This is a genomic window from Nostoc foliaceum FACHB-393, assembly GCF_014698505.1.
Taxonomy (GTDB): domain Bacteria; phylum Cyanobacteriota; class Cyanobacteriia; order Cyanobacteriales; family Nostocaceae; genus Nostoc; species Nostoc foliaceum_A.
Genome location: NZ_JACJTD010000016.1, coordinates 102,805 through 118,152, shown reverse-complemented (window position 1 = coordinate 118,152; position 15,348 = coordinate 102,805). Strand labels below are relative to the sequence as shown.

General features: G+C 41.4%; 7 protein-coding genes. 3 read left to right on the top strand and 4 right to left on the bottom strand.

Annotation, left to right across the window (positions count from 1 at the left end; all coding sequences use genetic code 11):
* Nucleotides 1-87 precede the first annotated feature (87 nt).
* Nucleotides 88-1,854, bottom strand: coding sequence for a multicopper oxidase family protein (locus H6G92_RS15425; protein ID WP_199344834.1), 1,767 nt, complete (start codon nt 1,852-1,854; stop codon nt 88-90).
* A 2,355-nt stretch (nt 1,855-4,209) separates the two neighbouring features.
* Here H6G92_RS15425 and H6G92_RS15420 point away from each other — a divergent pair.
* Nucleotides 4,210-5,058, top strand: coding sequence for a hypothetical protein (locus tag H6G92_RS15420; RefSeq protein ID WP_190894527.1), 849 nt, complete (start codon nt 4,210-4,212; stop codon nt 5,056-5,058).
* Between the two features lie 298 nt (nt 5,059-5,356).
* Nucleotides 5,357-5,626, top strand: coding sequence for a hypothetical protein (locus H6G92_RS15415; RefSeq protein WP_190894526.1), 270 nt, complete (start codon nt 5,357-5,359; stop codon nt 5,624-5,626).
* 328 nt (nt 5,627-5,954) lie between these two features.
* Here H6G92_RS15415 and H6G92_RS15410 read toward each other — a convergent pair whose 3' ends face one another.
* Nucleotides 5,955-9,494 carry a WD40 domain-containing protein gene (locus H6G92_RS15410; RefSeq protein ID WP_190894525.1) on the bottom strand — a complete coding sequence of 1,180 codons (3,540 nt, stop codon included), beginning with the start codon at nt 9,492-9,494 and terminating at the stop codon, nt 5,955-5,957.
* Between the two features lie 829 nt (nt 9,495-10,323).
* On the opposite strand from H6G92_RS15410, the gene H6G92_RS15405 reads away from it, so the two are divergent.
* Nucleotides 10,324-11,505 carry a low temperature requirement protein A gene (locus tag H6G92_RS15405; protein ID WP_190894524.1) on the top strand — a complete coding sequence of 394 codons (1,182 nt, stop codon included), beginning with the start codon at nt 10,324-10,326 and terminating at the stop codon, nt 11,503-11,505.
* Nucleotides 11,506-11,602: 97 nt separating this feature from the next.
* Here the strand turns inward: H6G92_RS15405 and H6G92_RS15400 are convergent, their stop codons facing one another.
* Together H6G92_RS15400 and H6G92_RS15395 are read right to left on the bottom strand one after the other, a co-directional pair.
* Entirely contained in the window at nt 11,603-11,968 is a 366-nt protein-coding gene (locus tag H6G92_RS15400; RefSeq protein ID WP_190894523.1) for a hypothetical protein, read from the bottom strand.
* Nucleotides 11,969-12,377: 409 nt separating this feature from the next.
* Nucleotides 12,378-15,035 (bottom strand): MGH1-like glycoside hydrolase domain-containing protein, encoded by a 2,658-nt coding sequence (locus H6G92_RS15395; RefSeq protein ID WP_190894522.1) that lies wholly within the window; start codon nt 15,033-15,035, stop codon nt 12,378-12,380.
* Between the last annotated feature and the right edge of the window lie 313 nt (nt 15,036-15,348).

The following is a 15,348-nucleotide window of genomic DNA, read 5'->3' as shown; positions in this document are numbered from 1 at the left end:
CATGCCCCATTAAGACTTTGAGACATTTAAAATGCGTAGCTTATTTACGCCGAATTTTACTACTTGATTTTTTGAATCAGTAGTGGTCTAAGCTATTACCTCGTAAGGCAACATCATCTCATTGTCCTCATGTCCAAGCATATGGCAGTGCCAAACGTAGGTTCCAACAAACGAGTTGCCGAACGGTAAGTTCTCTGCTGCTTGAGCTCCAAATGGAACGATCAGGCGGGTGACCTCATAGGGATTGACTAGTACTGTATCTTTCCATCCGGCTTCGTTTGCTGCTGGCGGTCTTGCCGGCCCGATCGCAAAAGACGTAGGATCAGGTGGTGGATAACCACCTGGCATCGTGGAGCCACCCATTCCATGACTTGAAATGACTGTACGAGGCCCGGTAGCATAGTATGCTTTGAGATACTTGGTGGGATTAATCTTTTGTCGATTCAATATCTGGAATGGCACTAGATGCAAGTGCATTGGGTGGGCAACAGGCTGAAGATTGATGATGTTCCACTGCTCCACGGTGTCCACTTTCGGCCGCTCCATGAGTTCCGGGTTTTTGAGTGGCTCATCCCAGTAGAGATAGTTCATCAACAATACAATCGGCCCATCTGGCCCTGCAATCTCTACCAGTGTCAGGAACCTTTGCCGTGTAGGTTTAACAGCAATTGGTTTTATCGGTGGCTTATACAGTCGCAGTATATTAGGGACTGGCTTGGGAGCAGCAGCACCCGCGTTCACTGTGAATTGCATAATTTCGGGCAATTCGGGACTAAATATGATGAAATTTGCCCTGCCAAATGGATATGGTGAAATGGCATCATTTTCTAGGACAATTTTGTCTCCCGGCAGACTTTTGGAGAAATCGATCAACACATCAGCCCGTTCACCAGGAGAGAGCAGCAGACGGGATAAATACACCGGAGCATTGAGCATACCCTGGTCGGTACCGATTTGGATGATTGGCTGTTTTGATGACAGCTTGAGATTGTAAGTCCGTGCGCTTGAGCCATTGACAATCCGAAATCGGTATAAAGTACGGTCTACATTCAGATTCGGCCACGCTTTACCATTGACAGTAGCGACATCAACGACATACTCTACTAACCAGGGTGGCTGATTGGGGTGAGACACGGAGCCATCGCTGTTGAAAGAACGGTCTTGTATTACCAGCGGTATTTCATAGGGAGCGCCAGCTGGCAAGCCCAGTGGTCCATTGCCACCCACAGGATCGTCAATGTCCCTGATGAAGTAAAACCCAGCAAGACCGGCTAAGACATTCAAACCAGTAATTCCCATCGCATGGTCGTGATACCACAGCGTGGCTGCTTCCTGATTGTTGTTGAAGTTGTACAGGTAAGTCTGCCCTGGTGTAAAGGTATCCTTTGGGTATCCATCACTTTTAGCTTCAGTGTTGCTACCATGCAGATGCAACGACATTCTTGGGCTGGTTTTGTCAGACTCTAGAGTACCATGCAACCCCGTGTCAACTGCTTGCAAAAACGGATGGTCTCCAACAACATTGTTAAATACGTTGATGCTAAGGGGTGTGTTTCTTGTAACTTCGATAGTTGGCCCAAGAATAGATAAACCACCATAAGCCAAGGTTGGGCCTGCCCCTAAGTTGCTGTGGAACGAATGCGAACTCCGGGCGATGGTCAAAGTGCTGGGTGGAGAAGCTGCGAATGGGATGGGTAGAGGTTCGGTAAACTTTGTGATCTCCGCAGGGATGCTTGCATGAGTTCTATTTGCTTTAAGCATGGCAGTAGCAAGGAATGCTGTTCCACTGGCTGCACTTGCAAAGATAAACTGTCTTCTGGTTAATATTGGTACTTTTTTTGTATGGGGATACATAATATAGGACTCAGATTTGATTTTTGAAAAAATACTGAGACTGAAAAGCCTGTTTGATCAGAGTTTGATCTGAAATCCTGCCTTGAAAATAGGGAATAGGGAAAATAAATCTTCATTGCTCCAAGTGATTACAACTCATGGAGTCTCTTGAGGAATCAGGTAGGATTCCTCAAAAATGCCATTTTCTCAATAAGGTTCTATTTTTTCGCTATAAATACTACTAATTGAGAATACATGACATGATTTTTTTAGCTTCCATATACGGTTAAAAAATAAGATGAACGAAAAATCTGATTTCTGCGTTGAACACACATAGAATTTACGCATTGTACATAAGTAATATAGGCAATTTGGTTATTTCAGCCATTTTTAGCATCCAGCGATATCTAAGACGGGCTACGCCTACGCAAATATAAATATGCGAAGAAATTAGGGTTATGCAAAGCGCTTGAAACAACCAAATACCCTAAAACACATTAGGGTTCATTTGTACAGTGCGTAAGTCACTACACAAACAAGGACTTTTGTGGATTTAGTTTTGTTAATTTTAGATGCGTTTGCCCTGTTAAAGGAGAAAAGGCGTTTTCAGTTCGCACCTGATGTGAATTAGATTTGAATATAGTTTTCACTTTCAAAAAATTTTTGACCAGATAAGATCCTGATTTTAGGGAAAAACTTAGCAGAGATTTTCACAAGTTAGTAGCGAATTTTGGCGTTGCATCTGGACTCTGGGAGGGCAGGATGAAGCTGACAAAACAGATTCAGTAGAGGGCGTTGCTGAATTCGGGTATAAATTTATCTGATGCAGAGCAGCCACTGCCTTGAGCAGGTTAAGAAACTTTTACCCCTATGGGGAAGCAAGGTAGCAAGAGCGTCTCGCCTTTGCGCAAGCAAGTAGCGTCGCGCAGAAACACAGAGAGTAAGAGTTTGAGATATCGAATTTTGAAATTTCATACTTCAATTCGGCAGCGTCCAGTATACTGGAAAATTTTCCAAAAGCCTGAAGAGTCATTGATTTTCTCTTGGGAATACAATCCTAAGAAATCAGCTTTGAATCTGGCTTTCAAGCACCTCTGTTTTGGATGGACTTTAAACAACCTCTTAAGTTAGTCCTTAAGTTATCGATCTTGATTTCACAAAATCTTGTACGACTGCAAGACTCAGTATCAACAAACTTCAGTTTATTTATCAAAGATTATGAATCGTATTATTCTATCTTATAAATGGTGAGTTCTACCCTTCAAAAAGGTCATTACATTCTTATATTAACGTTAACAAAACATTAATTATTCAAGGTCTGTTTGAGATTTACTAACTTTGCAGTTGAAGATTTGTTATTTTGCAATATCTTGAACAGCATAGATTTGCTTCGCAATAACGTAGCTAAAGTTGCAAAAAAATAAAATGTTTACAACTTACTTCCAGAAATTGTAAAGTTATGATAATATCAATAAGTGAGAAAGTACAAATCACAAACAAAGTTTACATCAACTTGAATTAAAATTTTAGTAGTTAAACCTCTTATGCTTAGTCTACAAAATTTTTTCAAGGTGGGAATAATCTCCTCAAAGTCCTCCTTTAATATGAGGATTTAGGAGAATCTAAAGTTTTGGATAACTCAGTCACCACTTTTAAAATAACCTCCAAGAAGGTTGAAAAGCTGTCCTGAAGTTCAGCTATTAATTTGCTGATTGCTGGAACATATTCTATCTTGCTATTGCAGATAAAGTTTGGTGTTCTAGACTTACTTGCAGATATGATTGCTAGTGCTTGCGGATATAAAAATTCGGGTATTGGTGATTAACAGTATGAATTCAGCAACACCAAAATCCTTATCAAGAATTAAAATTCGCCCGATTTTGGAGGTATCTAGGGAAAATAGAGCCATCAAAGTCTCATAGTCAGTAGTAAAGAACTTTTGGACTAAAGACTTTAAAAAAGTACTTTTGGACTTTTGGGCTAAAACCCTTAGAAAGCAGCTAAAGTACTTTTTCAACAATTTTAGAAACTACCTCACCAAGATTTGTTTTAGAGTATGTTTAAAAAGCCACAAAGTATATTACAATTCCCTCTCCAAAACTCTCACGCTAGTTGTTACAACGGGCGGAAAATAGTCAACGGACTGGATCCCACACTTCTGAGAGGCTTTGAAACCTGCATTCCTTTGTAGGTCTCATAAAGTTGATCGGATAGGTCGGTTTTGGCTTCAGTTATACAAATGTTTGAAACTAACCAAAAATGCTTGCTGTAAGTCGATTTGAGCGATTATTCAGATAATTTACTAACAACTTGATTATTGCTGGGAATAACTTTCTTTCATCCTATCTGTAGTAATCACAACAGAGGAAACTAATCATGCGTAATGACTTTTTAATTAATACTGAATCGGGCTGTATTCTGCTTGAGGATCTGGCGGTAAAAAGTAGCAACGGTAATAGAATCTCTCAACGTGGTTTTGTGGGAAGTGGCGATCGCATCACCTCAAACATCAGTCATGCAGACACCATAGCTAGAACCCAGAAGCTTTTAGATAGAGCGATCGCCTATGCTTGGCATACAGTCAAGAGCGATCGCAGACCACCAAAACTGACCCCTATACGTTGGGTATGGCGGCTTGCAGGTGCATACCATTCAAGCTGTCATACTACACGACTGATGGAAGAAGCGGCTGGGCGCTTTGCTGCATCTGGTCGTCAGAATTTAGCACAGTGGGCTGCACAGAAAGCCAAAGAAGAAGCCGGTCACGACCGACTCGCCTTACTTGATATTCAATCGATGGGATATGACGCTGAAGCTGTCGTAAAAGCGCTGGTTCCTCCTACTGTAAAGACTTTGATAAATTACTTCATCCAAAGTGTGCAAACGACTGATCCAATTGATTGCGTTGGGTTTTTCTATACAAGCGAACGCTTAGGGATATTTCAAGGGGAGGAGTACATCCAGAGTGTACAAGCTTTGTTGCCACCAGGTACTCATGCCACACGTTGGCTACGCATACACAGCGGTGTTGGTGCCGAAGTGAAGCATGTAGAGGAGACAGTTGAAGTTGTTGCACATCTAACTTGCAAAGAGCTTATCCGTATAGCGAAAGCTTCTTATGAAACTGCGTTGCTGCGCTTTACTCCACCCAAAGAAGACTACATATCAGATGAAGAACTTCAGAATGTATTGAAACCACTAGAGTTACAGCAGATTTCAACTTAGTGAGGTACAAAAATACCCCACCCGCGCCCAGAGCGCACCTTCCCCTTGCCAAGGAGAGGGTTGGGGCGGGCTGTACTTCATCTATATGAAAAGCGCTGTGAATACTTCCCTACGAGTGTGAACTAATTTTCAAAAGCTAAAGAAATGACCTCGTAAGCAAGAAGGGCTTTTTTCAGACACCTTTAACTGTATTGTTCAAAAGACTTCTTGTATAAATGGTCAACAAAAGGGTGATAAGTAGTAACTGACATGTAAAAACTGTCTTTTGCAAGAGGTCTAAACTACAAGGAGAATAAAGATGCTATCTCAGATTTTAGATTTTGGATTTTCGATTGTAATATCGCTAGTGTTGGGTTTTTGCAATGAGGCTGTTTTTTCACAGATGTTTCCAAATAGAATTAAAACTGCAACTATTGGGTTGCAGTCTTCGAGGTTGGATGTTACCAGCAAACACCTTGAGACTAGTTTTTATATATTGAATAACATCGAATTTGACGATTTGGAAAGTATCATGACAACTGAATTCGCGCAAGGATTGCCAAGTGACACAGAATTTGGTGTGATGTAGAATTTATCTATAATTCTGCATTTAATGACTTAAGATTCAACTGTCGATAGCCCTGATTGTCTAGTACCTGTGAAGTTAAGAGTCAAAGCAGCTTTAAAGCGGCTTAGCCCTGGCTCACGTAAAAGCTAGACACTCAGGGATTAACTCTACTTCGACAGAAAAAATCGGCGTTGCTGAATCATGGGATGATTTTGTCCAATTTGGAACTAATTTTCAATAGTTTCAACCGCCAATTCATCCCGCATTTATGCAATGCCAAAAAATCTTCTATTCATCAACCTGATGTTTTAGACAAGTTTGCACTTGTTTCATAAAACTACTAAATAGTCTATTTTTCACCAACAACCGCCCCCAAAACTTTCAGCGTAGCAATAATTGCTGTAGTTAAACCTGTAACTCCCATGATATTCATGCGCTCATAGGGTTTCTCAGTTTGCAGAATTTTTAAGCACTCGCCTGTTGTTAAGTTCCAAAGTCTAATTGTCTCATCTTCACCGCCGCTAGCCAGAGTTTGATTATCTGGACAAAAGGCGACTGACCTGAGCCAACCCCCCGCATGTCCTTGCAAAGTTTTAACGCATTCACCAGTGCTAACATCCCACAACTTGACTGTCTGATCTTGACTACTACTCGCTACTGTTCGGCTGTCTGGACTAAAGGTAATTGATAGTAACCATCCTGTATCCACTTGCAAGGTTTTAAGGCATTCACCAGTGCTGACACTCCATAACCTTAAGGTTTTGTCTGTGCTAGTACTCGCCAACAGTTCACCATCCGGACTAAAAGCAACAGACCAAACCCAACTGGTATGTCCCTCCAAGGTCTTAATGCACTCACCAGTGCTGACATCCCACAATTTGACTGTCTGCTCCAATCCACCGCTGGCTAGAATCAGCCCTTGAGGACTGAAGTCTACTGACCAAACCTGAGCTTTATGTCCCTGCAATGTTTTCAGCCATTGGCCTGTACTGACATCCCATAGCCTGAGTGTTTGGTCTTCACTACCACTCGCCAGGATCTGACCGTTAGGACTAAAAGCGACTGACCGAATCGTAGCACGATGCCCTTGGAAGGTTTTCAGGCATTGACCTGTACTGACATCCCATAGCCTGAGTATTTGGTCTTCACTACCACTTGCAAGCGTCTGTCCATCTGGGCTGAAGACTACTGACTGGAGGGCAGCACGATGTCCCCGGAAGGTTTTCAGGCATTGACCTGTACTGACATCCCACAACCTTAGACAAGAGTCATGGCTGCCACTTGCAAGCGTCTGCCCATCGGGACTGAAGACGACTGAGAGTACCTGATCTGTATATCCTTGAAGCGTTTTGAGGCTTTGACCAGTGTAAACGCTCCATAGCCTTGCCGTTTGATCGTAACTGCCACTAGCAAGGAGGTCACCCTGTGGACTAAAGGCAATAGAGAATACCCAACTAGAATGTCCCTGGAAAGTTTTTAGGCATTGGCATTCACTAGTGCTAACACTCCACACCTTCACTGTCCGGTCAAAACTGCCACTAGCCAGAAGATCGCCCTGTGGACTAAAGGCAACTGAATATACTTCACTAGAATGTCCGTAGAAAGTTTTGAGGCATTCACCAGTATTAATATCCCATAACTTCACCGTCTTGTCTTCACTGCCACTTGCCAGTACCTGACCATCAGGGCTGACGGCAACTGATCGTATGCCGTCATGATGTCCGTGGAAAGTTTTGAGGCATTCACCAGTACTGAGATCCCACACCCCTATTGTGTTATCATCACTACCACTTAGCAGCATTTGCCCATCTAGACTGAAGGCAATAGAGCATACCCAACTAGTGTGTCCCTGGAAAGTTCTGAGGCGTTCACCAGTTTGAACACTCCATAATTTTATCGTTTGGTCATCACTAGCACTAGCTAATGTGTTACCGTCCGGACTAAAGACAACTGACCAAACCTCATGATTATGTCCGTGGAAAGTTTTGAGGCATTCACCAGTACTGACATCCCACAACTTTACAGTATAGTCAGTACTACTGCTGGCAAAACTTCTGCCATCAGGACTAAAGGCAAGCGACAAAACCCAATTCGTGTGACCCTTACAGGTTAATAGTTGTTTACACTCTGAAACTTGGTATAGGCGAATGTCACCATTGGTATCAGCTAAAGCCAAAAGTTTGCCATCAGGGCTAAAGGCTACCGACATAACACCGCCGAAGGTTTCAGCAAAAACAGACCTTTCAAAATTTGCGTTTTGAAAATTGACATCGTGCAATTTCATACACCGTAGGTCTACTTGCCAAATACTCAGATCAGAAAAATTATAGCCGCTGAGGTCAGTCCCCAGATGGCAAAGCAGATTCAGGACATTGCCTGCTGTATAACTTTGTTCTAGGGGTGATGTTTGTCGGAGATTTGCCAAGATTTGGGTTAGCTGATATTTTAGATTTTTCTTGCTTCTAAAAATACCAAGCAACCCATCTATAACTGGTTGGACAATCAGGCGAATTTGAATATCCCTCACGTAGTCTTTGGCCGTAGCCTTCATCAAGGCATGACACCTGAACAAATCAATATTCTCAGTGGCAATTTCTTCACAAACTTGATCTATCAATCGCTGAGTCACATACTCCATCACTACAGGTTGTAGCGTGAATAGCCCTGCGCTTTTTTCGATGAGCGATCGCCTCACCAAAGACTCCAAAGATTCTAGCAATTTTTGTGGCGGTATTTGTGATACGATATCTTCGCGTATTTCTGATAGCGAAACTGGCTCACGATTAATTGCTAGCCAATACATTGCATCCTTTTCTAAATTTGACAACCGTGTAAACTGCTGCTCTAAAAGCTCATGAATATCACCAAAAACAATACTTTCTTGTTGTAAAAAATTCGATGTATCACCACAAAATACATCTTGAATAGTCGTAGCAACCACCTTCAAAGCCAAAGGATTGCCTGCATAACGCTCTACCAGTTGCCCAGATTCTGACTCAGAAGCAAAAACTCCCTTGACTTTTAAAATTTCTTGCCCATCCACCGCCTGCAAACCACCAAGAAGAAATGAACGTACACATAGCGTTTCTCCTTCTAATGCTGCTACTTCTTTCGGTTTTTCTCTACCTGTTAAAAGCAAGCAGCTTTGGTGAGTTACTTCTCCCACTCGTCTGAGCAGATCACCATATCCTTCATATCCTTCTCGGTAAAGTCCGGCTCGACTACCACTTTGCAGAATTGACTCGATATTATCTAATATTAAAAGACAGCGATGCTGCCGCAGATAATCAATCAGTCGGGATATTCTCTCACCTATATTTTCTGGTAAAGAAGCTTCTGTTTCTTGCTCATCGGATAAAAACTGGATCAGGCTAGCTAAAATATTTTTGATGGGCGGAGCTTCCCGCAGCGATCGCCATATGATACACTCAAAATTACCTTTAATCTGCTCCGTCACCTTAATAGCTAAAGCCGATTTACCGATTCCTCCCATTCCTAAAACTGCCACTAACTTGCAACGCTCCTGAACAACCAACTGTTCTAATGTAGCTATTTCTTTTGTTCGACCATAAAAATTTGAAACGTTAGTCGCTTCTCCCCAATCTTGGTGGTGACATTGGTCGGAATTTGTATAACAATCTTTATCCAATTTTAGATTAAAAGCTTGGAAGAAAAGCTCAATTGTTCGTTTGTCAACTCCGTCTTCACGAGACAGCACCTTGGAGATTGTCGCAGTGTTTATTCCAATCCGCTCACTTAAATCTTCAAGGGTATACCTGTTTCCATAATTTTCGTTGAATTCGGCAGTAAGTTTAGCGGATTGAAGTTTTTGTAATCCTTCTAGAGTTAGAATAAGACCACGTTTACGTTTCTGCTTTGTAAGTTTCATTAAAGCCACCTTTGAAGCCATCAAATTAACGACTTTGGTATATGATTAATTCATTTACTTTCAATGCGCTTTTTTTAGGAATTACAATTTTTCAGTTGCTTTTTCACTACAACTGAATATCTTTAATACAAGAGCTGTAAAATCACGTAATTATGGATAATACATCAAAAATATATCACAAAAAGTACTTGCGGCTCTAAGGACTTAAACAAAAAAAATTTAAGACGATCTTAAAAAGTTTAAGACGATCTTATGAGTAGGGGGCTGTTGTAATCTGAAACAATAGACCTGCCTTCAAAATAGGGAATAGGGAGTGGGTAGAGACGCGATTAATCGCGTCTCTACGGAGTGGGGAGTAGGGAAAAGAAATTTTTATTGCTTGTTGTGAGTGCAACTGATGGAGTCTCTTGCAAAAGTGAGTTTTTACATGTCATTTACTACTTATCACCCTTTTGTTGACTATTTATACAAGAAGTCTGATGCAAGAAGTCTAATGAATAAAATTCGATGGAAGAATAATAATGCAATAGATCGAAAAGTTTTTTCCCTAAAGCCAAGGTTCAGAAATATTGTTGTCTGTAATACTTTTGATTCAGCCAATGTTAAATTAGTAGAGCATGTATTGAGTATAATAGCTTCAGAAATCTGCTGCTCATGCTGCGTTAAGGTACTTCCAGAAAATAAATTATCCCAAATTATTTGCACATTTGTAGGGGCGCACAACTGTGCGCCCCTACTATGGAATATTTTTTTGTTGGAAGTCCCTTAATTACAAGATGAAAATCTTGCATTTGATTTGATCCACTTTACTTTAGAAATAATTGCCAATATGACGAATTTTCTCGAACCACCAAGATTACGGGTTGGTGAAGACATCGAAGAAGAACGACGCACCACCTGGCTAGAACTTTTTTATGATTTGGTATTTGTGGTTGCAGTTTCTCAACTCGCCCACAATCTCAAAGAAGATATTTCGCTATCAGGATTATTTGGCTTTGTAGTTCTATTTATACCGGTTTGGTGGTCATGGATTGGAACCACACTTTATGCCAACCGCTTTGATAGCGATGATGTGGGACATCGGCTATTAATTGGTCTACAAATGCTGACAGCAGCAGCAATGGCTATCAATATCCACCACGGTTTGACTGAGAGTTCTGCTGGTTTTGCTCTTTCCTATGCTCTTGGTCGTGCTGTCTTGGTGATAGAGTATGTCCGTGCTGGAATACATATCCCTTCAGCACGTCCTTTGACTACTCAATATGCCATAGGTTTTGCGATCGCAGCATTTTTCTGGTTAATATCAGCAGCTATACCAATTCCTTGGCGGTTCGGACTCTGGACATTGGGAATGATTATTGACTTTGTCACACCCTTAATCGGAAGTAAGTTCCAAATCAAGTTACTCCCCCACGCATCCCACTTACCTGAACGCTTTGGGCTATTTACCATTATTGTCTTAGGCGAAGCAATCATCGCGGTGGTCGATGGTATGTCTCAGCAGAAATGGGATGTTTTAACCGTGATTACCGCCGTGTTTGGTCTACTTATTGCTTTTAGCTGGTGGTGGGTCTATTTTGATAATCTGGGTGGCAGACCGATTGAGATAGCGCGGACACATGGAAGAATTGGTGTTGTCAATCTCTGGCTTTACACTCATTTACCCCTAGTAATTGGGATTGTTGCAGCTGGAGTTGGTGTAGAACAAATTTTGTTAAATAATCCAACTCTACCACTACCTGATTCCCTGCGATGGTTAATTTGTGGTTCAGTGGGATTATGCTCGCTATCTATCAGTATTCTCCATATATATGGGGTGCTACGCTATTGTCAAATTCGTTCCCAATATCGACTTGCGAGTGCGGGAGTACTACTAGCGATCGCTATTTTGGGTCAAGGTTTGTTACCTGTTGTAGTCATCAGTCTTGTAGCTGTAGTTTCTGCTGTGCAGGTCGTTCAGGATTTATATCAGGCACGTCCCAGTACCCGCTTAGTCGATCCAGAAATTTAATTTGACGTGATATAAAACTTAAAGCCTTAGACCAATTCTGCATGAACCAGGTGGTTTCTCCTTAATTCGGGATTCCAACTCGGTGATGCCTTCCAAATCACAAACTATTTTTTCTGTCAGCATTTATATAAAATTGAGATGCTACCTCCATTTGTAGCCATTGCTCGATGAGTACATGTAAAGTAGAACGTATCGTGATTCGTTTCTTAGTACAGAGCAATTTAAATTGATGTTTTAAAGATTTTGGTACATATGCTTTAACATCTTCCAATTCCTGATTCAACCAATCTACAGACAATTCAATAACAGGGGTATCTGTTTGTATCCAACGCTTGATTAAATTCTCCAATACTTCACTCATCTCCAACTCTTTTTGTACACAAACAACCTTAAATTGAAGCTTTAAAGCTTTCGGTATAGCTCCCTTAATAACTACAATTTCTTCACTTTTATTTTTCGCCACGAAATTACCACTTATCTAAAAATTAATGTTTAAATAGTTGATTGTTATTTATCCGTAGTTTTCCCGAAGTTTGGGATTTACTGGAATTTTGATCATCGCACGGTTATCAATTTTATCTATGTTGAGATATTTAAAATATTTTGACAAGGGAAGAAAGACAAATTAAGAATGAACTTAGTAGACCTCAGCGCAAAAAGCGGTCGGAAATCAAAATTGCGATCGCACCAGACACTGTAAATTTTAAAAGTTAATTTTGTAGCTGATTGATGGTAAGGTGTACTGAGAAATTTACTAGCCGCATAGCGAAAACCCCCAAAAACTGAGGGCTGTTCGTAACGATAGCAGTAGCGAAAACTAGAACCGAACACCCAAGGTGGAATTTTTATCTCCCCCAAACAGAAGCTTGCAATTAATCTGACAACACCTGTTCTGCACACTGCTGGATTAATTTGGCAATTAAACCTGTCCAACCAGTTTGATGGCTAGCACCAATACCAGCGCCATTATCTCCGTGAAAGTATTCATTGAACAAAATCAGGTCGCGCCAATTCGGGTCAGTTTGGAATTTTTCGACTCCACCATAAAAAGGTCGTTTACCAGAAGCATCTGTGAGAAAAATTTGGATCAGCCTTTGAGCTAATTCAATTGCTACTTCCTTGAGTGTCATCATTTGTCCAGAACCAGTAGGACACTCAACTTTGAAATCGTCACCAAAGTAGCGATAAAACTTTTGCAGCGATTCTAACAGTAAATAATTAATCGGAAACCAAATTGGTCCCCGCCAGTTGGAATTACCGCCAAACATAGCTGTGCTAGACTCAGCAGGTTCGTAATCTACTCGATACTGCTGACCATCTACGGTCAAAACGTAAGGATGGGACTCATGAACTTTAGAAACAGAACGAATACCATAAGGACTGAAAAATTCTGTTGCATCTAACATTTTCTCTAAGATGCGACGGAGTTTATCTGGATAAGCGATCGCTAACAGCCGACGCTCACCAATTCCTTGTTTCTGCATACAAGCGATATTTCGGGTCAAGTCAGGGCGATTTTGCAAAAACCATTGCGTCCGTTGTCTAAAGCCTGGTAGCTGATCCAAGATTTCTGGTTCTAAAATGCTCACAGCACATAATGGAATTAACCCCACCAGCGATCGCACTTTCATCGGGAATTGATGACCATCGGGTAAATGTAGAGCATCGTAGTAAAAGCCATCAGTTTCGTCCCAAAGTGCTATTTGGGCATCACCAACGCCATTCATGGCATCAGCAATGTATAAAAAATGCTCGAAAAACTTGCTGGCGATGTCTTCATAGGTGGAATTTTCCTTTGCTAACTCTAAGGCGATGGTCAGCATATTCAGACAATACATTGCCATCCAACTTGTGCCATCTGCTTGTTGCAAATATCCACCAGTTGGTAGTTGAACACTACGGTCAAACACACCAATATTATCCATACCTAAAAAGCCACCTTGAAAGATATTTTTGCCCTCAAAATCTTTCCGGTTAACCCACCAAGTAAAATTCAGCAGTAATTTCTGGAAAACACTCTCCAGAAATTTTTTATCCGCACGACCATAGATTTTTTGCTCAATCTGATAAACTTGCCATGCAGCCCAAGCATGAACCGGTGGATTCACATCACCAAAAGCCCATTCATAAGCTGGTAGTTGACCGTTAGGATGCATATACCACTCCCGTGTCAAGCGGCTGAGTTGCAGTTTGGCAAAATCCGGGTCAATCATGGAGAGTGGAATTACGTGAAAAGCTAAATCCCAAGCTGCAAACCAAGGATATTCCCATTTGTCAGGCATGGAAAGTATGTCATCGTTAAATAGATGAACCCACTCATGATTTCTGCCATGAAGTCGTGATGCTGGCGGTTGCAGTCCAGCCGGATCGCCTTTGAGCCATTGGTCAGCTACATAGTAGTAAAATTGTTTGCTCCATAGCATTCCAGCAAATGCTTGCCGCTGCACATTCTGCCTATCTTCTAATAAAGGAAACGGGCAGATTCGCTGATAAAATTCATCTGCTTCACGCTTACGTTGTTGGCAAATTGTGTCAAATTCAGTCCCAAATGGTGCAATTAAATTTTGCACGTCACTTAAGCGCAATCGTACTATCTTAGTTTCGCCTGCACCGATATCCAATTTATAAACAGCAGCAAACTTAGTGCCAATTCGATTGGGATTGACAGCATCTTTTTGCCCATTCACTACATAATTATTTATTCCATCTTTAACGTATGGCGAAGCATTGCTGACCCCAAACAATCTTTGATTATTAGTCTCATTTTCTGTAAATAGTAGTTCTGGAGTTTGATTACAATACAACCATTGGGTTTCTAAAGAAGGGTGATAAGCTTCGATGGTACTGAGTTCAGAGTTAGATTGGCTAATTTTCAACCACGGCTTTTCTTCACCAGAAGTCCAAGACCAGGTATTGCGAAACCAGAGCGTTGGTAGTAAATGCAGCGTTTTTGCTTCCGGTCCTCGATTAATTACACTGATTTGAATCAAAATGTCTTCCGGTGAAGCTTTAGCATACTCAACGAATACATCAAAGTAGCGGTCTTGGTCGAATATACCAGTATCGATTAATTCAAACTCAGGACTTTGGCGGCCTCTGCGCCGATTTTCTTCTACCAGTTGGGTGTAGGGGAAAGCACCTTGGGGATATTTATAAAGATATTTCATATAGGAATGAGTAGGGGTGTTATCCAGGTAGAAGTAGTATTCTTTAGCATCTTCACCGTGATTACCCTCATTCCCTGTGAGACCGAAGAGTCTCTCTTTGAGAATTGCATCGTTACTATTCCAGAGAGCGATCGCAAAACACAATCGCTGATGATTATCAGAAATTCCAGCAATTCCATCCTCTCCCCAACGATAGGCGCGGGAGCGGGCATGGTCGTGGGGGAAAAAGTCCCAGGCGCTACCATCAGCGCTATAGTCTTCTCGCACCGTTCCCCACTGGCGTTCACTCAGATAGGAACCCCATCGTTTCCAGTATGCAGTGCGATCGCGGTCTGCTGCTAATCTTGCTTCTTCTTGGGTCATAGCTATTTTGTGTATTGAATTTTGGGAGTTGAAAGACTTTTGAGTGCCTTATCTTGAAGTAGATGAACAAAAATATGAAGCTATCCCACTATTCTAAAAATTCCTACTTCTTTTGGGAAAATGTGCTTGAAAATCTTGATTTTTTATTTTTAGCACAAATCTTATTAGAGGATGTTTGAAAAGTGGTTAGCTGTATCTTTGCACTTGTTGATCCCCCCTTAAAAAAAAGGGGGGGGAAATAGAATCAAAGTCCCCCAATTTATCGGGGGATTTAGGCGGATGTAAAACGTTTACCGACAAGAGGATTTTTCAA